Origin of the sequence: Allobosea sp. LjRoot90 (assembly GCF_964254315.1) — a bacterium.
Taxonomy (GTDB): Bacteria; Pseudomonadota; Alphaproteobacteria; order Rhizobiales; family Beijerinckiaceae; genus Allobosea.
In genome coordinates this window covers 184,165-207,217 of the sequence record NZ_CAXUTF020000005.1, presented here as the reverse complement: position 1 = coordinate 207,217, position 23,053 = coordinate 184,165, and the positions used below count along the sequence as shown (strand labels likewise).

Annotated in this window: 18 protein-coding genes; all 18 read right to left on the bottom strand. The window is 67.9% G+C overall.

All coding sequences use genetic code 11. The annotated features are described in order from the left end of the window. Nucleotides 1-14 precede the first annotated feature (14 nt). The 18 genes from tssH to tssA all read right to left on the bottom strand — a co-directional run bounded on the left by tssH (nucleotide 15) and on the right by tssA (nucleotide 22,957). Nucleotides 15-2,768: a type VI secretion system ATPase TssH gene (gene tssH / locus ACSQ3M_RS19525; RefSeq protein ID WP_436151737.1), complete on the bottom strand. Its 2,754-nt coding sequence runs from the start codon at nucleotides 2,766-2,768 to the stop codon at nucleotides 15-17. Between the two features lie 170 nt (nucleotides 2,769-2,938). Beyond that, a complete protein-coding gene (locus tag ACSQ3M_RS19520) occupies nucleotides 2,939-3,457 on the bottom strand; it encodes an Hcp family type VI secretion system effector (RefSeq protein WP_126112974.1) in 519 nt (172 codons plus the stop codon). A gap of 332 nt (nucleotides 3,458-3,789) precedes the next feature. Next, nucleotides 3,790-4,149 (bottom strand): hypothetical protein, encoded by a 360-nt coding sequence (locus tag ACSQ3M_RS19515; protein WP_436151736.1) that lies wholly within the window; start codon nucleotides 4,147-4,149, stop codon nucleotides 3,790-3,792. A 7-nt stretch (nucleotides 4,150-4,156) separates the two neighbouring features. Then, a complete protein-coding gene (locus tag ACSQ3M_RS19510) occupies nucleotides 4,157-5,653 on the bottom strand; it encodes a type VI secretion system Vgr family protein (RefSeq protein WP_436151735.1) in 1,497 nt (498 codons plus the stop codon). 36 nt (nucleotides 5,654-5,689) lie between these two features. Then, nucleotides 5,690-6,733, bottom strand: coding sequence for a serine/threonine-protein kinase (locus ACSQ3M_RS19505; protein WP_436151734.1), 1,044 nt, complete (start codon nucleotides 6,731-6,733; stop codon nucleotides 5,690-5,692). Further along, complete coding sequence (locus ACSQ3M_RS19500) at nucleotides 6,730-7,416, bottom strand: PP2C family protein-serine/threonine phosphatase (protein ID WP_436151733.1); 687 nt, start codon at nucleotides 7,414-7,416, stop codon at nucleotides 6,730-6,732. Before ACSQ3M_RS19500 ends, ACSQ3M_RS19505 begins: the two co-directional genes overlap by 4 nt. Next, a complete protein-coding gene (gene tagF / locus ACSQ3M_RS19495; RefSeq protein WP_436151732.1) occupies nucleotides 7,413-8,105 on the bottom strand; it encodes a type VI secretion system-associated protein TagF in 693 nt (230 codons plus the stop codon). The genes ACSQ3M_RS19500 and tagF overlap by 4 nt, the downstream gene beginning before the upstream one ends. Next, on the bottom strand, nucleotides 8,102-11,683 hold the full coding sequence (tssM, locus tag ACSQ3M_RS19490; RefSeq protein WP_436151731.1) for a type VI secretion system membrane subunit TssM: 3,582 nt from the start codon (nucleotides 11,681-11,683) through the stop codon (nucleotides 8,102-8,104). The genes tagF and tssM overlap by 4 nt, the downstream gene beginning before the upstream one ends. Beyond that, on the bottom strand, nucleotides 11,680-12,690 hold the full coding sequence (gene icmH, locus ACSQ3M_RS19485) for a type IVB secretion system protein IcmH/DotU (protein ID WP_436151730.1): 1,011 nt from the start codon (nucleotides 12,688-12,690) through the stop codon (nucleotides 11,680-11,682). Before icmH ends, tssM begins: the two co-directional genes overlap by 4 nt. After that, complete coding sequence (tssK, locus tag ACSQ3M_RS19480) at nucleotides 12,687-14,021, bottom strand: type VI secretion system baseplate subunit TssK (RefSeq protein ID WP_436151729.1); 1,335 nt, start codon at nucleotides 14,019-14,021, stop codon at nucleotides 12,687-12,689. The genes icmH and tssK overlap by 4 nt, the downstream gene beginning before the upstream one ends. A gap of 55 nt (nucleotides 14,022-14,076) precedes the next feature. After that, on the bottom strand, nucleotides 14,077-14,586 hold the full coding sequence (gene tssJ, locus ACSQ3M_RS19475; RefSeq protein WP_436151728.1) for a type VI secretion system lipoprotein TssJ: 510 nt from the start codon (nucleotides 14,584-14,586) through the stop codon (nucleotides 14,077-14,079). Between the two features lie 5 nt (nucleotides 14,587-14,591). Continuing rightward, nucleotides 14,592-15,989, bottom strand: a complete 1,398-nt coding sequence (tagH, locus tag ACSQ3M_RS19470) for a type VI secretion system-associated FHA domain protein TagH (protein WP_436151727.1) — start codon at nucleotides 15,987-15,989, stop codon at nucleotides 14,592-14,594. 113 nt (nucleotides 15,990-16,102) lie between these two features. Continuing rightward, the gene (gene tssG, locus ACSQ3M_RS19465) at nucleotides 16,103-17,083 is read right to left on the bottom strand and encodes a type VI secretion system baseplate subunit TssG (RefSeq protein ID WP_436151726.1); all 981 of its coding nucleotides are present in this window, start codon (nucleotides 17,081-17,083) and stop codon (nucleotides 16,103-16,105) included. Then, nucleotides 17,047-18,795 carry a type VI secretion system baseplate subunit TssF gene (gene tssF / locus ACSQ3M_RS19460; protein WP_436151725.1) on the bottom strand — a complete coding sequence of 583 codons (1,749 nt, stop codon included), beginning with the start codon at nucleotides 18,793-18,795 and terminating at the stop codon, nucleotides 17,047-17,049. Before tssF ends, tssG begins: the two co-directional genes overlap by 37 nt. 4 nt (nucleotides 18,796-18,799) lie before the next feature. Then, nucleotides 18,800-19,207: a type VI secretion system baseplate subunit TssE gene (gene tssE, locus ACSQ3M_RS19455; protein WP_436151724.1), complete on the bottom strand. Its 408-nt coding sequence runs from the start codon at nucleotides 19,205-19,207 to the stop codon at nucleotides 18,800-18,802. Nucleotides 19,208-19,269: 62 nt separating this feature from the next. Beyond that, on the bottom strand, nucleotides 19,270-20,754 hold the full coding sequence (gene tssC, locus ACSQ3M_RS19450) for a type VI secretion system contractile sheath large subunit (protein ID WP_436151723.1): 1,485 nt from the start codon (nucleotides 20,752-20,754) through the stop codon (nucleotides 19,270-19,272). A gap of 27 nt (nucleotides 20,755-20,781) precedes the next feature. Further along, nucleotides 20,782-21,285, bottom strand: a complete 504-nt coding sequence (gene tssB / locus ACSQ3M_RS19445; protein ID WP_436151722.1) for a type VI secretion system contractile sheath small subunit — start codon at nucleotides 21,283-21,285, stop codon at nucleotides 20,782-20,784. A gap of 46 nt (nucleotides 21,286-21,331) precedes the next feature. Further along, on the bottom strand, nucleotides 21,332-22,957 hold the full coding sequence (gene tssA / locus ACSQ3M_RS19440; RefSeq protein ID WP_436151721.1) for a type VI secretion system protein TssA: 1,626 nt from the start codon (nucleotides 22,955-22,957) through the stop codon (nucleotides 21,332-21,334). Between the last annotated feature and the right edge of the window lie 96 nt (nucleotides 22,958-23,053).

Here is a 23,053-nt window from a genome sequence, read left to right as displayed (position 1 = left end):
CTCGCGCAACACCGTCACTCGGCCGCCTGCGCCACCGGCTCGGAGCCCGGCAGCGTGAAGCGGTAGACGAAGCCACCCTCGGGGCCGATGTCGACCGAGAGGCTCTCGGGCGCATGCTCCTCGCCCATCCGGCCGATGATCTCGGTCGCGATCTCGGGCAGCAGCGTGCGATTGACGATATGGTCGATATTGCGGGCGCCGGTGTCGACATCGGTACAGCGGGCCGTGACCGCATCGACGACGGCGTCCGAATAGTGGAACGCCATCTTCTGGCTCTCGCGCAGGCGCTTGCCGACCTTGTTCAGCTTGAGCCGCACGATCTCGCTCAGCACGTCCGGCATCAGCGGATAGAACGGCACGATCTGCATGCGGGCCAGCAACGCCGGCTTGAAGTGCCGCGACAGGCTCGGGCGGATCGCCTCGGTGAGTTCGGCGGTCGAAGGTTTCTCCTCCTGCGTGCCCATCGCCGTGATGATGTCGGTGGCGAGGTTGGAGGTCAGGATGATCACCGTGTTCTTGAAGTCGATGATCCGGCCCTCGCCGTCGGCGAGCGTCCCCTTGTCGAAGACCTGGTAGAACAGGTTCAGCACCTCCGGATCGGCCTTCTCGCACTCGTCGAGCAGCACGACCGAATAGGGGCGCTGGCGCACCGCCTCGGTCAGCAGCCCGCCCTCGCCATAGCCAACATAGCCGGCGGGGGCGCCGACGAGCTTGGAGACGGTGTGCTTCTCCTGGAACTCCGACATGTTGATGGTGATCAGGAAGCGCTCGCCGCCGAAGAGCAGGTCGGCGAGCTGTGTCGCGAGCTCGGTCTTGCCGACGCCGGAGGTGCCGACGAAGAGGAAGACCCCCATGGGCTGGCCGGGATTGTTGACGCCGGCCTTGGCGGCACGCATGCCCTCGTCCAGTGCCGAGACGGCATGGTCCTGGCCCTTGATGCGCTGGCGCAGATTGTCGGACATGCCGAGGATCGCGGCGGCCTCATCCTTGACCATGCTGCCGACGGGAATGCCGGTCCAGTCCGAGATCACCTGGCCGACAGCGTCGGCGGTGACCTCGTAATGGATCATCGCGGTCTTGCCGCGGGTCTTCTCCAGCTCGGCGACGGCCTGCTGCAGCTCCTGCTCAGCTGACTTGCGCGAGCCGTCGACCTCTTCGGCCTCCTCCTCGTTGCGGTCGTCATCCTCGTCATCGCCATCGTCATTGTCGGCGGGCTTGGCTTCCAGCTTCGCGAGACCCTCGGGCCCGAGGCCGAGCTCGCGGCGCAGCTCGACGATGCGGTCGACCAGAGCCTTCTCGCGCTCCCATTGCACGATCGCCTCGGCCTTCTCGACCTCGATCCCGGCGATCTCCTCCTCGACCTCGGCGATGCGCGGATTGTCCTTGCCGAGCGTGCTGCGATCGCGCTCCAGCGCCGAAAGCTCACGGCGCAGCGTCGCGATGCGGCGCTCCTGATCGTCGATGCCGGCCGGCTTGCTGGACAGCGACAGCTTCACCCGGGCACAGGCGGTATCGAGCACATCGACCGCCTTGTCGGGCAGTTGCCGGCCGGAGATGTAGCGGGCCGAGAGGTTCGCGGCGGCGGCGACGGCGTCGTCGCGGACATAGACGCCATGGCTCTTCTCGTAAGCCGCGCGCAGGCCGCGCACGATGGTGATCGCCTCCGCCGGCGAGGGCTCGTCGAGCTTCACCAGCTGGAAGCGCCGCGCCAGCGCCGGATCCTTCTCGAAGTATTTCTTGTATTCCGACCAGGTCGTAGCCGCGACGGTGCGCAATTCGCCGCGGGCGAGCGCCGGCTTCAGCAGATTGGCGGCGTCGCCGCCGCCCGCCGAAGCGCCGGCGCCGACCAGCATGTGCGCCTCGTCGATGAACAGCACGATCGGCTTGGGCGAGGCCTTGACCTCGTCGATGATGCCCTTGAGCCGGTTCTCGAACTCGCCTTTGACGCCGGCGCCGGCCTGCAGCATGCCAAGATCGAGGCTGAGCAGCTCGACGTTCTTGAGAAAGTCCGGAACGTCGCCTTCGGCCATCTTGAGCGCGAGGCCCTCGACCACCGCAGTCTTGCCGACGCCGGGATCACCGACGCAGATCGGGTTGTTCTTGCGGCGCCGGCCGAGGATGTCGATCATCTGCCGGATTTCGCGGTCGCGGCCGAAGACGGGATCGATTTTGCCCTTCCGCGCCTGCTCGGTGAAATTGATCGTGAAGCGGGCGAGCGCGCCATCGGGCGGCAGGGCGCCGTTGCCGGCCTGGCCGGAGGCCCCGCCGGGCACCGCCGCGGCAACCGTCGGCTCCTCAGCCGAGGGCGCAACGATGTCGCGGAACTTGGCCTTGAGCTCGGCGAGCGGGATCGCCCGCACCGCCTCGAACCAGTCGGCCATCGCGTAGCGGCTGGGATTGGCGAGCAGGGCCGCGACGATCGACCCCGAGCGGATCTGCTGCTGGCTAAGCTCGATCGAGCTGATCAACCAGGCATCGGTGAGCAATTCGATCAAGCCCGGCGAGAAGACCGGCCGGCCGGTATTGCCGGTCTTGAGAGTTTCGGTGGCACGCTGCAGGCCGCGCTTGAGGCCGGAGGCGTCGAGCCCGAACTGCTTCAGGATGATGCCGAGGTCGCGCTGCTCGTCTTCCGACATCACCAGCAGGAGATGCTCGACCGCAACCTCGTAATGGCCGCGACCGACGCTGTGGCCGGCGGCCGTTTCCAAGGCACGCTTGACGTAAGGGTTCAGCCGCCCGAGCAGCTGCTTGAGATCGACCTGGACCATGGTGGAACGCCCCCTGCCTGGCGCCTGGCGCCGGATGTCGCGCCGGGCTTGGGCCCGGTCTGCGCGATGGCGTACCTCACCGCGTCGAGGTGACTGGCCGATGACATCTACGTCACCGTAACGTTGCAAGACCGCCGCGCAGGAGCTGCGCGGCGGCCGAATTCGCCTGATCAGGCGCTCTGCCAGGAATCCTCGCCCTCGGTCGAGGCCTTGGTGTGCTTCCAGGTCACCTTCTCATAGGTGAAGGACCAGTCTTCCATCGGGCGCAGATGGTCGTTCGCCTGGGTGACGGTCAGCGGCAGATAGGACTTGCCTTCGCAAAGCTTGGCGTTCTCCCACTTGAACTCGAAGAACTCCTCAGGCTCGCCGAGGCCGGCGGTGTCCGGGCGATAGAACTTGCAGACGATCTCGGTCAGCGTCTCGCCCTTGGCCAGCGCCTGCCACAGCAGCGGCGAGGACCGGTCCATCAGCTTGGTGAAGGTGACCGGCTGGTGGACGCGGGCGCCGGAGGTGAAGCCCGACTTCGGATCGCGCGGGTTGATCACGCCGCTGGTGAAGGAGAGCACGGTGATCTCGTTGCCGTGCTTGTCGTATTTGGCGCCGGCGCCAGCGCTCTTGATGGTGCTGGCCTCGCTGGAGATGTCCCCCTGCTTCTGGCCCTTGATGGTCATATAGGCGTCGAGTGCCATTGTTTTCTTCCCTGGAATTCGGTGCTCCGGCACGGGCCGGCGCCTTTTGCTCGGCAAGGGCCGTACCAAGTGGAAGAAATCACCTATCCATTTGATATAACTTTGATAAATTCGTTTGCGTCACTGCCGTGACTGCGCAGTTTCCTGCTCTCATTCGGCTAACTGCGCAGGCGCGCGCTCACCGCGATCAGCTGCCGTCCCGAGGGGAAGCTGCAATGCCAGGCAGCGCCGGCCATGCCGATGCCGGCCACATCGCAGCAATGGCGGCGAGCGATGCAGGGCCGCAGCGATCTGATTTGAACAAGGGTGGTGAAGTGAACCGGGCTGCGGCTTCAGGGGCGTGTCCGCCCCACGGCCTCCAGCCTGCTATCGCAAGCAAGGACGGCGCGCGTGACCAAGTCGACGACGAGATCGGCACTGACGCGATAGCCCATGTCGCCGGCGACCAGTTCCCCGCTGACATGGATGCCGGCACAGGCGCGGTTCTCGCGCTCCGTCTGCGCGGCCGGGCTCACCGACAGCCTGATCCGGACCTGTCGGCCGTCCGGCAGCGTGGCTTCGCGCCAGCTCTCGCCCGGCACCGGCACGAGATGGAAGCCGAACGCCTCGCCCGGAAAGACCTGCGTGCGCACCGCCTCGTGGACGAGTGCGGCAAGCGGATCGAGCTCGCGCGTCGGTGGCTGCCAGATCATCGCAGTCTCAGCTCGCCGAGCCGTCGTTCATCTCGAACAGCGTGCCGGACGGGGAGCGGAAGCGGTTGAGCGTGCGGTTGCGCTTGGAGACGACATTGGGCGTCAGCGGGTTCGGCACGGCGCCGACGATGATCGGCCGGTCGATGTCGCCATTGACGCAGCTGAGGATAACCTCGGTGCCCTTCAGCAGCGGGAAATGCATGCCGGTGTCGGCGGGGCCGGCATAGGGCTCGGCCTTGCGCAGGAACTCGCTCGCCTTGCCCTCGGCGCTGTCACCTTCGTCATAGCGCAGGCGCACCTTGTAACGTCCTTGCGTATCGACCTCGGCGCGCGTGCCGTCGGCCTCGCCGTCGACGAAGGCGTTGAACAACCCCGCCGCCAGCGGGCGCGGCGTGCGTCGCTCGGGCCGGAATGGCACGGAGAGCGGGATCGCCTCGAAGCGGTTGCCATAGGGCGCGCCCGCGACGGCTTCGCCAGCGCCATAGCCGACCGGGGCCGGTGTCGAGACCTCGTGCTCGACGGCGATGACGAGGTAGCGATCGTCGAGCGAAGGATGCCCGGTCAGGCTGAAGAATGCGCCCGGGCGCAGCTGCGGTGCATTGCTGACGCCGCGGAAGACCTTGGCCCGGCAGGCGATCTCCTCGGCCCGGACCTTGGCGAGGTGGTCGCCCTCGTCGGGTTCGAGGAAGTGCTGGCCGTATTCGATGATGGTGCCGGTTTTGCCGCCCTCGACCTCGGCCCGGGCGCGCAGCAGCAGTGCCGGCTTCTCGGGGTTGTATTCGCGCAGCACCACCGATTTCGTCACCGGCCGGGCGACGAAGCCGAACGAGGTCACCGCCGCCTGCGCCGTGCTGATCGTGTCATGGCCATGGCGGTAAGGCAGCGACTTCGCCTCGATGAAGGCGACATTGCTGTCGCCGAACACCGCGCTCTCGCCATCCTCGCCCTGCTTGAAGAAGTAGAAGATGCCGCTGCCCTCGCACCAGCGCGACAGGAATGCCAGGTCGCTCTCATTGTACTGCACGATGAATTCGCGCTCACGATAGCTCGTCGCGAGATTGAGCTCGTGCTCGATGGTGATGTGGCCGTGATTGGCCGCCAGCGAGCCTTCGAGCTCCTTCTGGATGATGTCCTTGACCGAGACCTTGCTGGTCGAGCCGTAGACCTGGTTCTGGCGGCTGAGCTCCAGCATCCTGAGGCGCGGCGCGATCACCACCGCGTAGAGATGGCCCTGGTCGCCGAGCGGGTCCTCGGCGGCGAACTCGACGACCACGCCGTGCACCACCAGCTCGCCGGCCTCCGTGTTCAGCGTCAGCTTGGCCCGCTCGCCGACCACGTCCTGGGCACTGATTGCCTTGTCCGAGCGGAACGCCACCCGGTAGGCGTAGGGCTCCGAGATCGCCTCGCGGCCGGTGACCCGCTCGATATGCAGGCCGTCCTTGATGCTGCCGCTGGCAAGCGAGAGCGCGATCGTGGTGTCGTGACTGGCGGGTCGGTCGAGCATGGCACGTCGCGTCCGATAAGGGGAACGAAGGTGACGCTAGGGCGGGGCGTTGACAGGTTTACGACGGTGCAGGCGTTCGAGCAGGCTTTGGGCATGGCCGAGCAAGGCGCGGCGATGATCTGCGAGACGCGGCCGCAGGATGCGGCCGGCGAAATCGAGCGCGCTGCCCGGCCGCGTCTCTGCCTCCCAGTCGAAGCCGCGCCGCAATGCAACCCAGCGGCCACCGCGAAAGCTGGGCGGCGAGGCCGGGACCAGCCCCTCCGCCATCGCCGCCGCAGCCGAGCGGCCATCGAAAGGGTGTTTGCCGGCGACCATCACATAGGTCAGCACGGCGAAGGAGAAGATATCGTCGCGCGGGTCCGGCGCCTGTCCGGCAAGCGCAGCCGGCGAGGCATAGGCCGGTGTGACCGCGCGCAGCCGCTTGAGAAAAAAGCCGGTCTCGTCCTCGGACGGTCGGTGATCCGGCGGCAGCAATGGCTGGGCCGTGCCGAAATCGATCAGCTTCACATGGCCTTCCTGGGTGATGAAAACATTGCCGGGCTTGAGGTCGCCATGGACCATGTCGGCGGCGTGCACGGCGGCGAGCCCGGCCCCGAGCTCCGTGACGATGCGCAGCGCAAGCCGCCGTTCCAGCGCCTTGCCGTCACGCTCCTGCATCACCTGCGCCAGCGTCTTGCCGCGCAGCAATTCCATGACGAGGAAGTGCAGCGGCCCCTCGCGGTCGAAGTCGTGCACCTTGACGACATTGGGATGGCGCATCGCGAGCAGCCGCCGGCCCTCGCGATGCAGCAGGGTCGCGGCATCGTCATGATAACCGTCGCCGATATCGGTGACCTTGAGCGCGACCTCGGGATCGAGCGCCCGCGCCCGCCTGCGAACATGATCGACGGCGCGGTAGACCGTGCTCATGCCGCCGCGCCCGACCACCTCGACAAGCTCGAAGCGCCCGCGCAGCAGTGTGCCGAGCGGCGCAGGCAGGGCACGTTCGCCCGATTGCGGCTGCGTGGCCGCAGCCAGGGCCGCGGTTTGTGGCTCGTCCGCTTCGGCCGCGCGCCTGCGCTTCCTGCGCCTGACCGTCACAGCCGCCTCGCGATCACGGCGGTGATGTCGTCGCGGCCGCCATTGGCGACGGCGCGGGCGACGAGCCGTTCGGCAAGGCCGGGCAGCGGCTCGTCCAGCAACTCGCCGATCTCGGCATCGGCGAGCGCCTTGTTGAGGCCGTCACTGCACAAAAGCAGCGTGTCGCCGGGCTGCGTCGGCGTCACACAGCGTGCGATCGGCAGATAGGTGGCCGAGCCGACCGCGCGCGTCAGGACATGGCCGGCGCCGGGCCCGTGCCCGAGCACATGGTCCTCGGTCAGTTGGGCGAGGACTTCGGCGCGCCAGCGATAGACGCGGCTGTCGCCGGCCCAGATGCAGACGAGCATGCCTTCGCCGACCAACGCCACCACCACCGTCGAGCCGACGATGTCGCCATCGGCCGAACGGGCCGCATGCTCGCGCAGCGCATCATTGATCGCCGCGATCCCTTCCTCGGCCAGCGCGACGCGCATCGTCAACGGCGCCTGCGGCTCCGACACGGCGGCGAGCATGCGGGTGATCGCATGGCTAGCGAGTTCGCCATCGGCATGGCCACCCATGCCGTCGGCGACTGCGAACAGCCCCGCTTCCGGCAAAGCGGCATAACTGTCCTGGTTGACGTCATGACGCGGCCCTTGCCGCGTCGCGACCGAGACCTCCCAGACCTCTCCTGTCAGGCTCATGCGCCTTGCCGCACTGCAGCAGTGCGCCAGCCATGGCGCGACCAGTCGCCGGAGAAGAAGCCGGCACAGGCGGCCGGGTCCGGCAACCCTTCGCAGCGCAGCGCCGTCGCCGGCCGTCCACTCCAACGGCCATGCCACCAATGGCTGGCACCGTCCTGCGCCGGGCGATCGGCAGCGGCGGGCGACAGGCGCTCCGCCTCGCCATCGACGACGAGCCGGCCGCTGCCCGGCCCGAGCCAAAGACTGACAGTGGCGCGCTGGGCATCGAGCCGTCGGCGCAGGCTGGCCAGTGCGTCAGGCAGGGATCGCTCCGTCGCGATCAACTCGAGCACCGCCACCTCGAACAGATCGAGCAGGCCCTCGCTCGCGGCGAAACCGGCGCCATCCTCCCCCGGAAGCTCAAGCGCGAGCGTCAGCGGATAATGGCGCCGGACGCGGTCGACAGAACTGGCGAAAACTCCCGCCCAGCCGCTCGCCCCGATCACGCCAGGAGCCAGCTGAAAGCGCCAGGGCGGGCTGAGCAGATAGGCATCGTCCCAGCGTGAACCAAGCGCCTCGCGGCTCGCGGCCAGCATCGCCAGCAGCCAGACTTCCCACGGCTTGACGAAACGGCTGGGCAGTCCCTGCTGCACGAAATCGCCGGCCCAGGGGACCTTGCCGAACAATCCGAATGCCGGCGCTTCGCTCACAACGCATCCGGGCAGCGGAAGGCACGCAAGGCGCCGAGATTGAACGGGTTGTTCACGCTCGCCGCCCGCAACTGGTAGACGACGCGGGCGCCCTCGTCGCCGGCCACGGTGATGCTGAACTGGTCGGCGCCGCCGCGTGCCGCGAGCGAGGCGGAATCGACCATCCGCAGCAGGGCCCAAGCTCCGGTGCGCTCGACCCGGGTGTCCTTGCCGTTAAGGTCGGTGAGCGTGACCGCGACCGTACTGGCATCGGTCTTGGTCGGCCATTCGAGATCGTAGGCCCGCTGTGCCTCATGGCGATAGACGATGTCCTTGCCGTCGAGCGCCAGCGTCGCGCGCAGCAGTTTCGGATCGAGAAAGCTCGGCCGCAGGCTGAACTTCAGCGACGGAGCTGAGCCCGAGCCGGCGAAGAAGGCGTTGCGGATCGCCCGCGCCCGATAGAACTGCGCCAGCGCCTCGCGCTTCAGCGGCAGGGCCTGCCCATCGACATTGATCGGAGCGAAGCCGTTGCGCTGTTCCGTCACAAAGGGCGCGAGGTGCTTCTGGAAGAACTCGTCGAGGAGGCCACCAGGCCGGAACATGTCGCTGAAATCGCGCAGCGAGATCTCGTCCTTGGCATTGGCGAAGAGCGGGTAGCGCTGGTCGAGTGCCGCCTGGCATTGCGGGAGTACGTCCCGGCGCCAGGCCTGGTTGACGTAGTCGAGGGAGTCGCCGACCACCGAGGAGGCGCTGAGGCTCGCGACCGCCCGCATGATGCCGCGCACCGGCTCCGGCCGCAGCGCCGAATCCGCCCTGAGCTGACCGAGCGCGTCGGCACCGGAACTGCCCCGCCGCGCCACAGCCTGATAGGCCGCCTGGCGCGGATCGGGTGCGTTCGAGACGTTGCTGAGCGCGCCATAGGCGCCGCTGAACAATTCGCGGATGCGCCCCATCGGCGCCTGTGCGCCACCTTGCGGCGCGACCAGCTCGACGAGCGGGCGGAAGGGCGCCGCGATCGTCGCGCCGGGCCAAGGCCCTTCCCCGAGCGCGGCAGTGGCGGCAGCATTCGCCGCGCTGCTGGCTGCCGCAGCGATGAGGCCGCCGGCGGCCGTGCCGACCGGCCCGGTCGCGGCAGCAGCCGAGCCAGTCGGAGGATCGCCCGGCAAAGGCAGCTCGGTGTTGGTGCGCACGATGCCGATCAGCCGTTCGAGCGGCGAATTCGCGGCGGCGAGCGCCTGCACGGCCGAGAGCGCCTGCTGCGTCTCGGCGAAGGGCACGAGCCGCGCCGCCGTGATCGCCCCCTGCCAGGAACGGATGTAATCCGTGACATAGCGGTCCATCACCTCGCGCGTGCCGGTCTGGACCACGCTCGAGCCGGCGGCTTCGCCGCCGGTGACCCAGTCGATCCCGAGCTCCTCGCGGATCAGCATCGGCAGCCGCGGCAGGACAAAGTCGTAGAAGGCTTCGCGCGTGAAGGCCGCCGGGATGACCGAGACCGCAGTGTTGCTGCCACGGCCGAGCCCGAAATCGATCACGCCGGCGCCGATCGCGGTCGAAAGGTCGACCGAACGCAGGCGCGGATTCTGCGATGCCTCGCGCAGCAGCCGCGCATAGACCTGCTCGCTGCGCGGCGTCCGCATCAGCCGCGCCCGCGTCGTATCGATGATGCGTCGGTCGGTCGGCAGCGGCTTCGGCAACAGCGCGACAAGCTCGTCGAAATGCCGTCCCAGCTCGGCCGCCCGGCTCTGATCGACCGGGAAGGCGAGTTGCGCCTCCTCGCGCGCGGCACGCTGCACAACGCTGCGGTCGAAGCGCTCGGTGTCGCTCAGCATGAGATAGCTGCGCAGGAGTTCGCGCACCGCCTCGTTGTCTGCACCGATCTGGGAGAGACCTGTCAACCGCTCCGACAGGCGCGTCGCGAAGGCGGGATAGAGTCGGTCGACGATCAGGCGTTCGCGCAATTCCGCTGCCGCCGGCGCGAGCGAGGGCGTAGCGCTCAGCCCGAAACCATCGAGCCAGCCGAAGAGGCCGCCCTGCCCGCTCGCCTCGCGCACCTCATCGGCCGCCTGGAGCACCGGCAGCAGCGTCGCCGGCGTCGCCCGCGCAGGTACCGCTGCCAGCCGCGTCTCGACCGGCGCGAGCGCCTGGTTGGTGGCGGCGATCCTGGCCTGGCTGCGCGTCGCAGCTCCCCACCAGAGCACACCTAAACCGATCACCAGCGCCGCGGCCACGGCATAGCCGACGTTCTGGGCCCGGACGAGGCTGCGTTCGAGCTTGCGGTCGACGCCGACCAGCCCCTGCTCCTCGAAGATCACCTCGGTCAGCAGCCGGTTGACGAAGAAGGCCTTGCCCTGCCCCGAGAACGGCGCGCGCTGGCCGCTGGTCAGGCCGAAGCTGCGCCCGAACGCCGCGAGCACGCGGTCGATCGGCGTGCCCTCCTGCGTGCCGCTGGTGAAGTAGACGCCGCGCAGCCGCGACTGGGTTTCGAATTTGCTCTGCTTGAAGATCTCGTGGACGAAACTCGCCAGATCGCGGCGCAGCCCGGCGAACTCCTTGGGGAAGAGATAGATGCGCCCACGCCGGGTCAGGCCGCGCTCGGCATGGGCGCGCTCGCGCATGACCTGGTCGAGACGATCGGCGAGCTCGCGCAAGTTCTGATCGAGGATCTCGGTCAGGCGCGTCGCCAGATTGGCGTCGGGCGGAAAGGTCATGCCCCAGACCTGCGCCCGCCCGCTCTCGTTCAGACCGTCGAAGAATTCGGCGAAGCCGGGGATCAGGTCGCATTTGGTGATCAGCAGATAGGTCGGCAGCTCGACGCCGAAGGTCTTGGTCAACTCTTGCAGGCGGGCGCGCAGCGCCGCGACATGGCGCTTACGCTCGACCTCGTTCTGCAGCAGGATGTCGGACAGGCTGATCGCGAGCACGATACCGTTCAGCGGCCGGCGCCCGCGATGGGTCTTGAGCAGATCGAGGAAGCCGCGCCAGGCGGCGCCGTCGACCGCGGCGTTCGATTCATGAGTGGTGTAGCGCCCGGCGGTGTCGATCAGCACTGCCTGGTCGGTGAACCACCAGTCGCAATGACGGGTGCCTCCCAGCCCGGCGACGGGATCGGTTCCGAGCGTGCGCGCCAGCGGGAAATCGAGCCCGGAGTTCTTCAGGATCGTCGTCTTGCCGGAGCCGGGCGGGCCGATGATGACGTACCAAGGCAATTCGAACAGATAGGCGTCGCCCTTGCGCCCGGCGAAGATCGTCTCCTTGAGAGTAGTCAGAGCCCCTTCGAAGCGCTCGCGGATGATCTCGATCTCGTCGGTCCCGCCGGAATCGGCCATGGCCGCCAGCCCGCCGGTGTCGAGCAGCGACTTGATCATCCGGGCATTGGCGCGGCGCGCCAGATAGAGCCGCAGCAGCGAGACGCCGATCAGGCCGGCGAGCAGCAGGGTGATCGCGCTCGCCCGCGCCTCGACGGAGACCAGCGGCGCCCAGCCGAAAAGCGAGAGATAGGGGCCGCCGGCCCAGATCACCGCGCAGAGCGCGACCACGCCGAAGACGGTGACCAGCCCGCGCAGTGACAGGAAGCCGAGCAGATAGGAGCGGATCATGGCCGCACCGCCCTGGAGGCGATCGTGTTTTCGAGCGCCCGCATCCGTTCGACCACTGGCGCGACCTCGACCGCAAGGCGGTAGCGATGGAAGCTGTACATCGTCACTAGCAGGAAGCCGGCGGCGGCGAAGACGATCCAGAGCGGGAAGAAGGCCCGCAGCGCCTTCTCGGCTCCGACGCCCTGCCAGTTCGCCGAGAGTTCCGAGGGCGGCGGCGGCAGGTTGCGGCCGACAAGTTGGCCGATCTCGTCGCGCAGGTCGGCGAGGCGCTCGCGGCCGTTGTCGAGCACGCGATGCATGCCCTCGAAGCCGAGCAGCAGCACGAAGTCGATCAATTTGAGCAAAGCGATGTTCTTGCGCGGATCGGTTTTCACCCGGTCGAGAATGGCGAAGACCTTCTCGCCGCCCCAGGTTTCGTTATGGAAGCGGTTGAGCAGCGAGCTGGCGCTCCAGTCGCTAGCGGCGCCCCAGGGCGTCGTCATCACCGTCTCGTCGATCAGCGAGCACAGGACGTAGCGCGCCGCCTGGACATCGCCGGCCGCCGCCCCGTTCCTGACTGCCGCCTCCTCGAATTTGTGGATCTGCTCGACCACCTCGTTGCGCAGCTGCGCGACATCGGCGAAGTCGACGGCATCGCGCAACTGCGCCACCAGCGCCAGCAGCGGGTTGGCGGCTGCGACCAGCGCGTCGGAGCCGTCGGTAATCTCGGCATTCGCCTGCAGCGCCGAAGGAGCAGGCTCGCGCGTCGGCGCGGAGGTGCGCCGTTGCTGCCTGGGCGGCTCGGACCGTGAGATGAGCGATGATGATTGCGTGGGCGGCGGCACGAAGCCGGTCGGTTGGGCTGCCGGTGGCGGAGCAAGGGTCGGAGCCGAGAGCGGCTGGCGCGGCGGCGCGAACGGTGTCGTCGGCGGATCGTGAATCGCCGACCCGGCCGGCCGCGGCTGCGCCAGGCTGATCGGCCTGTGCCCGACGACGGTCGGCGGATCGAAGCTTTGATCGCTGCTCACGCGCGTTTCCCGCGAATGGCCCAGAATTCGAGATGCAGATCGGGATAGTCGCCGCTGACATGCAGGGCGAAGGCAGCCGAGCGCGTCAGGTTGCGCCAGAGCTCGACGCTCTGGTCGAGCTCGAAATAGACGCCGCTTTGCAGGAAGGGCAGCTCGCGCGGCGCGACGGGCAGCGCCTTCAGCGGAATGCCGGGCAGCTGCAGGTTGACGAGATCGCGGATCTGCTCGACCGAGCCGATCTTCATCGAGATCGGCAGCTGGCTGCGCAGCGTCTCTGTCGGCACGCTCGCGAGCGCGATCAGGACGAAGCGGGCATCCTGGAACAGGGTGCGATCGCTGATCGTCGAGAGGCGGATGCCGTAGCCGCGATCCTGCAGCGGCAGCGCAATCGCGTTGCGCTCGATCACCACCGCCAGAAGCTGGCGCAGCTGATCGAGCACGATCCCGAAGGAGGTGTCGAGATCGAGATGGTCGTAGGCCGGAAAATCGGCGCTGCGCCGGCGCGAGACCGAGAAGGTCGAGAGCTGGCCGGCGAGCGCCAGCGCCGCGCGGTAGACCTGCTCCGGATGCAGGCCGGGCGTCGTTGCGAAATGGTCGAAGACGGCCTCCTGGCCGTTGACGATCGAGAGCACGACGAGATCGACCAGCCCGCCACTCTCCGCCGCGGCCGGGCCGGCGGCCGATTGGCCGGCCAGCGCTTCAGCCCGGCTGCGCAGCAGGGAGCGGATCTCGCCGACGATCCGGACGAGACGCTGCGAGGCCTGGAAATCGAGGCAGGGCGGGACGTAATTCTCGTCGAGAAGCACGCCCCCGGTCGCATCGACCTCGCGGATACGAGCGATCGGCAAGGTGACGAGATCGTCCTCAGGCTCGCCTTCGAGCAGGAGCCGCGCCGAGAGCCGCCCGACCTTGAGGCTGACCGAGGCGCGGTCCGGAGCGGTCGCGTCACGTACCGCCTGCTCGGCCGCCTCATAGCGCCTGCTGCGGCCGCCATCGCCGATCTCGGCGCCGTCGAGCGGGCGCAAAGCGACGGCGAGTTTCACCAGCGTGTTCTTGGTGTTCGGCGGGACCGCCCGCGCCTCGATCACGATGCCGCCGGCGGTGTCGATCACGGTCCCGTCCGGCATTACCGCGGCGACCGACTGGACGGCGATGCGGCCGAGCGGCAGCAGCTCGGCCCCGAGCGTCAGCTTGCGCAGCCCCCAGGCGAAGGCCGCGAGTGCAGTGGTGCGTCCCTCGACCACATGCTCGATCCAGCGGTCATATTGCTGGAAGTGCTGCGGGCGGATCAGCATGCCCTCGGACCAGAGCGGTTTGCTCACCAGTGTCATCGGGGACAGCTCCGGAAAGGTTCTGCGGTCGGGGCGAGGGTCGGCATGGGCGGCCTCAGATCAGGCCGAAATTGCGGGAAGCGCGCTGCAGTTCGATCCGCGCGGCCAAGGCGCGCACGGTGATCAGGAAGGCGTTGTCGCGGTCCGGCACGATGTCGACCAGTGCGCGCCATTGCGCGACCTCGATCTGGCGGAAGCCGGCGATCACGCCGATATGCTTGGCCTCGGCCGGCGACTCGCGCTTGAAGGAGCTCTTCTCGCCTGGCTTGACCTCGAGTTCGCGCTTGGAGACGAGATCGGCGCCGAGCTTGGCCGAGTCGCTGTCCAGCAATTCGAAGAAGCTCGCCTGCTCGAAGGCATTCTTGGTCTTGAGCTCGTAGACGCGCAGCACGATCGGCGACGGGTCGCCGTTCGCGTTGACGTTGATCTCCTGATCAGCCTCGATCCCGAATTCGAGCGACGTCGTCTTCGCCGACGGCGGACCGGACGAGCAACCGGCGACAAGCGGCGCGCAAGTACCGACCGCCAGCCCGGCGAGCAGCAGCCGGCGGGAGGGGAGCAGCATCGGCTTCACGCCTTCGCCCCCGGCCTGCGGACGGAGGCGCGCGCCAGCTCGTCGGAGACGAGCGTGCGGATCGTCCGGTCGAGATCGCCCGCGAGTTCGCCGTGCAGCTCGGCATACCGCTCCCAGAGCCGGCTCCTGTCCGGCTTGCGGCCGAGGAGGCCCGGCTCAGCCTCGGATTCGAGCCGTGCCGGCGCCAGCCTGTCGAGCAGTTCGCGGATGCTGGTCTGCATCGCCGAGGCGAGCGCGACCTCATGCGCATGCATGTCGGAAAAACACTGCTTCACCGCCATGTCGAGCGGCAAGAAGCCGGGCGCACCCTCCGTGACGACCCGGCGCAGCGCCTCGTCGCCATGCGAGAAGAACTTGAACGGGTTGTTCTCCTGCGGCGCGAGTAGCGTCTGGTCGAGGCGGAACTCGTCCTTCATCGACTTGCGCGCCGAGAGCATCGAGACGAGCCCGCCCGCGGCCTGGCGCAGCGCTCCGCCGAGCTCTTCCAGCAACCGCGCCCGCGCCTCGGGCGGGATGCGCGCTGGATCGAGCCCGAGCCCGGACCAGAAGGCCGCGGCATCACCTGAATTCGAAGCGGGCGAGCCTCCCGGCAGGGCGACGTCGGTCATCTGCCGAGACGCGGCGGGAGGCGACGCGCCGGGTTCCTGCGGCGTCAGATCGATCGAGGCGGCCCGCGCCATGGCGCGCTGGCGCAGCAAGGCGAGCGGGTCGACCGCCGCGACTGATGCCTGCTGCGGTGCGATGGGTTCGATGGCAGGCAAGGGCATTGCCGGAATCGGCGGCTGCGCCACTTGCACCGGTATCGCCGTGGCCTGTGGCTTTGCCGGCGCCAGGTCGCTGAAGTCGAAATCGTCCGGGATCAGGCCGGCGGGCTGCGTCGGCTGACGATGAGCTGCGGCCGGCATCGGAGCAGAGATGGAGAGCGCAGGCGCCGACAGCTCCAGGCCCATCGGAATGGCTGGTACCGCGACTGGCATCGGCTGCACCGGCATTAGCGCGACCGGCGCAGGAGGCGGCACCGCCGGTAGCGCTACGGCGGCTGGCATGGGAACCGGCGCCGGCGCAGGCTCCTCGCGCAGGATCGCGACGGAGATAATGTAGTCGGCGAGGTAGATCGTATCGCCATTGGCCAGCGGCGCGCTCTGGTCGCGCCCGAGCGGCGCATCGACCGCGTTGAGATAGACGCCGTTCGTGCTGGTATCGGTGATCAGGAAGCCGCGGCCGTTATGCGAGATGCGCGCATGCCGGGCCGAGAGGGTGTTGCGCTCGTCGGGCAGAATCCAGTCGCAGTTGGCGCTGCGCCCGAGCGTGCCGCCGACTTCCTCGAAGATATGCGTGGACCGGTCGCCGAGCGTGCTGCGTTGCAGCCCGAGCACGGTCAGCAGCAGTCTCATCTTACCCCCGGCCCCACATCAACGCATGCCCCGCCGACCGGTCGGGCCGGCTCTTCGCGCTGCTGACGCAAGGTTGGGCGAGGCGAACAACAATCATGTGACGCAAGTAGATCTCAGATGACGAATTCGACCGCACCAGCCGGATCGGCGTCGAGCCAGCCCGTCCAGCCGAGCCGCGTCTCGCCGAGGCGGAAATGCCGTGCCTCGCCCGGCGCCAGCAGGAAGGCGATGTCCCGATCCAGCGGCTCACGGATCGAGAGACGGATCAGCTCAGCCAGCGTGGCGTGATCCGCCCCGCCCGGCAGCAGCCGGTCGCATTGCGCCGCCGTGAGCGGCCCCAGACGGAGGCGGAACTTGCTTATGACGTCGCGCATGCTCTCTCCGGCAACGGTGTCGACGCCGAACTCGAGTCCGGGGGCGCCGAGGCGCCACTGCGCCTCCTCCGGAATGCGGATCTCACGTGGCACGAATTCCTCGATCGCGCAGGGCACGCCGAAATAGTGACTGACCACGCCTGCGACCACGGAAGCCGAGCGACTATGGAGCGCCAACACCCCGGCATAGGGCAGGAGCAGCGTCCGCGCCGGACGGTCTCCCTCCTGCGCCACTCCGAACATGCCGAAGAGCGCGGCGACCGCGCCGGAGATCGGATCGGTAGCACCCGGCTCGTAACGATGCTGATGGCGATAATGCTTCCAGACCCGGAAAAGCAGCCCGAGCAGGCGATGGTTGAAGAAGTCGGAGAAGTCGCGCAGCGCGCCGCCATCCTCGGCGAAGATGATCCGCTCGGTGAAGGCGGGCGGCAAGGGCGAGGACGGACCGTGTAGGCCAAAGAGATTGGCGGTGACGACGATGGGGTCGCCGGCGCGTGCCGGCAATTCGATCGCCGCGACCTCCTCGGCCGGAAAGCCCAGCGTCGGATTGGCCCGGAAGCGAACGGCCTCGCGCCGCGGCGAACCGGAGGCGCCGATGCCACCTGGCTGCGGGAAGGCCTCTTCCAGCTGAAGGCACAAGGCGTTGAACTGGACCGTCGCAGCGTCGAGCGCCACGACGGCGCTCAGGTCGCGCTCGTCGTTCCCGCTCGCGGCGTCCATTTGTATTCCACCTTGCTGTCGGCGCCTTGAATGGCGAAGCGGTGCAGGCTGTTGAGGCTGGCATAGACCGCAAAGAAGCGATCAAGCACCGCACCGAACAGATAGAGCTCCGCCTCGCCGCCGATCTTGCTCTCCGCCACAGTGAGCCGGATCGTGCGGATGCGCACCGGCTGGCCGCGCAGCACGCCGTCCTCGACGCCGGTCTCGAACGTCTCCAGCGCCTCCAGCAGCAACTCCAGCCGGCGGCGTGCCTGCGCATCGTGCACGGCGCGAAAGTCGTAGCTTGCGATCAGCGTCCGCAGCGCTCCGACATCGACGAGCGAGCCGTAATTGCGCGAGAGGTTCGAGATCAGCCGCCAGAGCAGGTTCTCGCCGATCGGCGGCGGCGTATGCGGCGTCACACCCATCACATTGGCGAAGGTGACGGTCGCCGGCGTCTCCGAGGTCGGCTGATCGATCGCGCCGATGGGGAGCCGCTCCGCCAATGCGCCGTTCGAGCACGTCAAACCGATCGAGATCACCTCGGCCGGCGGCGCCGAGGCCCGCTCCAACCGCGAGACGAAAGAGAGATAATGGTCGACACCGCGGCCGACCACGGCCGGGCGCAGCCGCTCGCGATAGAACAGCTTGCTCTCGGCCTCGCCGGGCAAGTCGTGGCGGAAGGCTTCGAAGGGCTCGTAGACGATGCGTTCGGCCCTGCCCTGGAGATAGCCGGTGACCTTGTCGATCGCGTAGATTTCCGCCCCGGCCCGGCCGCCCGCGACGACGCGATACTCGCTGCGGGAGCGATCGATGCGTAGCGGATGCGCCTCGTGCGCGAAGAGATTGACCACCGGCGTGCAGTTCAGCCGGACATGACCCTCCGCCACCCTGACCTGATCGGGGAAGGGTCGCGAGAACTCGAAGGCAAAGGTCGCAGCCTTCCCAGACAGCCCGGCCAGCGCCTCGAGCCCCGTCACGTCGACGAACAGGAACTTGGCCGGAAAGGCGAGATATTCCTGCAGGTGCCGGAAGCCGATGAAGGCGTTCGATGGATAAGGCAGTACGCCTTCGGCCTCCTCGAAGCCGACCGGGCGGATCGCGCTCGCCGGCAGGGTGACGCTCTCGCCGGCATCGCTCGTCACCGTGATCGAACGCAGATGGCGCGACAGCCACAATAAGAGCGTGCGCCCGACCTGCGGCTCGCGCTCGGTGTTGAAGAACAACCGCAGGCGACTGCCCTGCAGGCCTTGCAATGTGCCACGCCCGGCCGCCTGCAAGGTCAGCGCGAGGCGCGCCGTGGTCGGCCGGTTCTCGCTCTCGATGCGCGTGATCGAGAACGGCAGCACCTCGACCGGATAGCAGGTGCGGAAGCGGCAGGAGACGCCGTCGACTGGCCGCGAGGCCAGTGCGATCCCCGCCGGAACGCGCGTGACACCCGGCCCGCCGCCGGCCGCCGCCTCGAAGGCGACGACGCTCATCGGCGGGATCGGGCGCAGGTAATGCGGCCAGACCAGCCGGATCAGTCCGTGGACGAGCTCCGGCATCTCGTCTTCGAGCTTCTGGCGCAGACGCGCGACGGTGAAGGCGAACCCCTCCAGCAGCCGCTCGACATCAGGGTCGCTCGCCTCGCGCGACAGGAAGCCGGCGAGCTTGGGATTGGCCCGGGCGAACTCCTGCCCGAGCTCGCGTAGATAGGACAATTCGTCTTCGTAATGGGCGTTCAGCGACATCGCATCAATTCCGCAGCCGCATCTGCCGGTCATTGCCGAGCACGGTGTCGATGCGCATCGCCTCGCCGCTCTCGCCATCGATCAGGACGGCGCTGACCGAGAAGGCGAACTCGCCCGGAGCCTCCGCCTGCATCGGCTTGACCAGCACCTCGCGCAGCCGCGGCTCGAAGGCTTCGAGCTGCGCCTTCACCGTGCGCGCGATCGCCGGGATGGTCTCGGATGCCTCACGCGAGATGTCGTTGAGATCCGGCATGCCGAAATCGGGCCTCGTCTCGCAGCAGCCCTGGCGCGCGTTCAGGATGCGCCTGACGTTTGTCAGCACGCTCTCGGACAGGCTCGGGCCGGGCGCTGCCCCCGGCGAACCGGCGCCGGGTTCGCGCGCGGTCTCCAATCGTTCGAACAGGCTCGCCACGGGCTTCTCGTCGATCGCTGCCGCCCCACCTCCGATGGGAGGCGGGGCAGAGCAGGACTAGGTCACTGCTTGTCGAGCTTGCCCTTCAGCGAAAGCGTGAAGTCGGCGCCCATGTACTTGAAGTGCGGCACGACCGACATCGCGACGCGGTACCAGCCCGGCTCGCCCTCGACGTCCTCGACCCGGATCTCGGCCTTGCGCAGCGGCCGGCGCGCCCGGACCTCCGGCGAAGGATTGTCCTGGTCGGCGACATACTGGCTGATCCACTTGCCGAGCTCTTCCTGGAGCTCCTCGCGGCTCTTCCAGGAGCCGATGTTCTCGCGCTGCAGCACCTTGATGTAGTGCGCCAGGCGGTTGATCATGAACATATAGGGCAGCTGCGTGCCGAGCTTGTAGTTCAGCTCCGCCTGCTTGGCCTCCGGCGTGTTGCCGAAATATTTCGGCTTCTGCACCGAATTGGCCGAGAAGAAGGCGGCATTGTCGCTGCCCTTGCGCATGGTCAGCGCGATGAAGCCCTGCTCGGCGAGCTCATATTCACGCCGGTCGGTGACCAGGACCTCGGTCGGAACCTTGGACTGGAGCTGACCCATCGATTCGAAATTGTGCACCGGCAGGTTCTCGACCGCGCCGCCCGACTGCGGCCCGATGATGTTCGGGCACCAGCGATACTGCGCGAAGGACTCCGTCAGGCGCGTCGCGAAGGTGTAGGCCGCGTTGCCCCACAGATAGTTGTCGGTCTCGCCAGCGCTCTTTTCTTCGTAGTTGAAAGCCTTCACCGGGACCGTGTCCGAACCGTAGGGAATGCGCAGCAGGAAGCGCGGCACCGTCAGGCCGAGATAGCGCGCATCTTCCGTCTCGCGGAAGGCGTTCCACTTCGCATAGCGCGGGCCCTCGAAAATCGACTCGAGATCCTTGAGGTTGGCGATGTCCTCATACTTCTCGACGCCGAACATCTGCGGCCCGGCCGAGGCGATCACCGGAGCGTGCGAGATCGCGCCGACGCTGGACATGAACTGCATCAGCTTCACGTCCTGCGGGCCGGCGGAGAACTCGTAATTGGAGATCACCGCGCCATAGGGCTTGCCGCCGAACTGGCCGAACTCGGCCGAGTAGATGTGCTTGTAGAGGCCGGACTTCACCACTTCAGGGCTGTCTTCGAAATCGGCCAGGAGTTCGTCCTTCGAGCAGTTCAGCAGCTCGATGCGGATGTTCTGGCGGAAATCGGTGCGGTCGACGACGAATTTCAGCCCGCGCCAGGCCGCCTCGAGCTTCTGGAACGACTCGTCGTGCAGGATCTCGTCGATCTGCGCTGAGAGCTTGCCGTCGATCGCCGCGATCATCTGGTCGATGACGGCGTTGTTGACCTTCTCGTCCTTGCGCGCCGGCAGCATCAGCTCGGAAATGAAGGCGGCGACGCCGCGGCGGGCGACGTCATAGCCCTCGTCGTTCGGCTGGAGCTTGGTCTCGCCGAGGATCTGGTCGAGCAGCGACAATTCGGTCGTGACGACCGAGGCATCCGGGGCGATCTCGAGTTGCTGATTGCTCATGGTGGCGGTCCTGTCGTGCTGGCTTGATCAGGGGGTCTTGCCGTCGACGGAGCCGGTCAGCTCCCGCAGCAGCTTCTCGCGGGCCGTATCGTCCTCGAGCACGCTCTGGATCGCTTTGCGGAAGGCCGGAACGTTGCCGAGCGGGCCCTTCATCGCGACCAGCGCCTCGCGCAGCTCCATCAGCTTGCGCAGCTCGGGCACTTGCCGTGCCACCGCATCCGGCTCGAAATCCTTCAGCTTGTTGAAGGACAGCGAGGCGCGGACGTCGGGCGCATCGGCGGAGTCATCGAGCTTGTTGGCGACGGCGACGTCGAGCTTGAGCTCGTGGCCCTTCAGCACGTCGTCGAAATTGTCCTTGTTGATGTCGGCCAGCGCCCGTTCCTCGACCGGGCGGTCATCGGCCCGGCCGGTGAAGTCGCCGACCATCAGCAGCTTGAGCGGCAGCTCGACCTCTTCCTTCACATTGCCGGTGCTCGGCTTGAACTTGATGTTGACGCGCTCTTTCGGAGCGACCGAGACTTCCTTCGACATGACGATCTCCCCAGCGTGTTGAAACTTGGTCTTCAGGTGGAGCCGGTCACCGGAACAGGCGCGCGGCGGTTGCAAGATCGAGCCGAACGAGGCGCTGGCGCGTCTCGTCAAGGCTGATGCGACGACGGTCCTCGGCGACGAGCCGGGCGGCATCGGCATGGGTGAGCGCCCGGAAGCGCAGCTCGGCCACCTGGGCGGCGAGCTGCGGCTCCCAGTTCTCGAGGTCATAGGTCTTGAGCAGGTTCTCGAGATGATCGAGCAGCGGCAGCGCCGCGGCGATCAGGCCGACATCGAGGCAGAAGCGCGCCTGGGCGATCTGGCGCAGCAGGCGGCTGCGTCCGCCGATCTCGCCGCGGGTCAGCGACGCCAGCAGGTCGACCGCCTCCGGCGCCTTGCCGGCCGCAATCAGCGCCCTCGCTTCGCCTAGCACCCGGTCGAGCCCGTCGGCGTCGCCCGAAGCAGCGCTACCGCCGCCGCCGTTCTCCTCGATCCAGTCTCGGGTCGCAGGATCGACGAAGGGCTTGCCGTCGCCGAAGCTGAAATTCATCAGCTCGGGAAAGCGACGGAACAGCATGTTCATCGCCCCGCCGACCGCGGCGCAGGCATCGGCATGGTCCGGGCCCATGCTCTTCAGGATCTCAGCGCTGAGGCGGTGGCCCTCGAACCAGAATGGCGCCGTCCAGATCAGTTCGTTCAGCGCCTTGAGCGCCTCCTGGTTCTGGCCCGCCTGACGCTGGGCCTGGACGGTCGCCGCCTCCTCGACCGGGGGCATGGCGCCGGTGCGGCCGCCCTCGTTCGGCGGCAATTGCCGGATGCGCCACCAGGAGGCGACGCGCGAGAGCAGATAGGCGCGCGCATCGGCGGTGCTGCGACCGATCAGCCCGGCCGAAAGGGTGCGCAGCGTCTCGGGCAGCGTATCGATCGTCGAGAGGTCGAGCGCAGGCAACGCGGCAGGCGTGGGCGACGCGGCCGGTGTGGGCACTGGGGCTACGGGTGATGGCGCCGGAGCTGCTGCAGGCGTCTCGGCAGCCCGCGCCTCCTGCTCCACCCTGGCAGCGGCTTCGGCCTCCGCTTGCTTTCGCTTCTGCTCCGCCTCGGCGAGGGCATGGCGCGCGGCATCGCGATGCGGCCTCAGGGCACGCACGAGATCGCCGAGGGCGACCTGCTCCTTGCGCAGCTTCTCACCGGCGAGCGTGTCGATCTCGGTCAGCGCGTCATAGGCGTAGAGAACCGCCGGCCAATCGCGCTCCTCGACCTCGCCTTCGCAAAGCGGAGCGGTGCGGCCGACCAGCCATTCCAGCGCGCCGACACGAGCCCGCTCACGCGCGGCCGGCGGCTGCATGCCGTCCCAATGATTGGCGATCATCCCGCGCAGGATGCCGAGCCCGACGGCGAGGCCGTGATAGCCCTCCTCGCGGCAGAGCGCATGCGCCAGCCAAGCGCCGACCAGAAGATCCTTGCCGCGGGTCTCCAGCACGGCCGCCGACAGCCGTGCGACCTCGCGCCAGTTCACGGCGAGCGGTCCGTCGGTCTCGAGCTTGCGGACCTCGGCCTCCAGTTCCTCGAATTCGGACGAGCTGCGCGGCTCCGAGCCGGCAGGCGCCGCCTCGGACACGGGCGATGCACCGCTCGCGATACGCGGATCGAAAAAGGTGGAACTGGTTTCGGACATCGACGCTCGCAGCGGCGCCCATTGTGTATTTGGCCCCGCTGACGTTGATGACGCCGCTTATTGAAGCTTCGATGACTTTGATGTGACCGCGCGACT

Excerpts from the sequence above, each read along its gene's own strand:
- tssH (WP_436151737.1), bottom strand. The coding sequence starts at position 2,768 with ATGGTCCAGGTCGATCTCAAGCAGCTGCTCGGGCGGCTGAACCCTTAC.
- ACSQ3M_RS19520 (WP_126112974.1), bottom strand. The coding sequence starts at position 3,457 with ATGGCACTCGACGCCTATATGACCATCAAGGGCCAGAAGCAGGGGGAC.
- ACSQ3M_RS19515 (WP_436151736.1), bottom strand. The coding sequence starts at position 4,149 with ATGATCTGGCAGCCACCGACGCGCGAGCTCGATCCGCTTGCCGCACTC.
- ACSQ3M_RS19510 (WP_436151735.1), bottom strand. The coding sequence starts at position 5,653 with ATGCTCGACCGACCCGCCAGTCACGACACCACGATCGCGCTCTCGCTT.
- ACSQ3M_RS19500 (WP_436151733.1), bottom strand. The coding sequence starts at position 7,416 with ATGAGCCTGACAGGAGAGGTCTGGGAGGTCTCGGTCGCGACGCGGCAA.
- tssM (WP_436151731.1), bottom strand. The coding sequence starts at position 11,683 with ATGATCCGCTCCTATCTGCTCGGCTTCCTGTCACTGCGCGGGCTGGTC.
- tssK (WP_436151729.1), bottom strand. The coding sequence starts at position 14,021 with ATGACACTGGTGAGCAAACCGCTCTGGTCCGAGGGCATGCTGATCCGC.
- tssJ (WP_436151728.1), bottom strand. The coding sequence starts at position 14,586 with ATGCTGCTCCCCTCCCGCCGGCTGCTGCTCGCCGGGCTGGCGGTCGGT.
- tagH (WP_436151727.1), bottom strand. The coding sequence starts at position 15,989 with ATGAGACTGCTGCTGACCGTGCTCGGGCTGCAACGCAGCACGCTCGGC.
- tssG (WP_436151726.1), bottom strand. The coding sequence starts at position 17,083 with ATGGACGCCGCGAGCGGGAACGACGAGCGCGACCTGAGCGCCGTCGTG.
- tssF (WP_436151725.1), bottom strand. The coding sequence starts at position 18,795 with ATGTCGCTGAACGCCCATTACGAAGACGAATTGTCCTATCTACGCGAG.
- tssC (WP_436151723.1), bottom strand. The coding sequence starts at position 20,754 with ATGAGCAATCAGCAACTCGAGATCGCCCCGGATGCCTCGGTCGTCACG.
- tssB (WP_436151722.1), bottom strand. The coding sequence starts at position 21,285 with ATGTCGAAGGAAGTCTCGGTCGCTCCGAAAGAGCGCGTCAACATCAAG.
- tssA (WP_436151721.1), bottom strand. The coding sequence starts at position 22,957 with ATGTCCGAAACCAGTTCCACCTTTTTCGATCCGCGTATCGCGAGCGGT.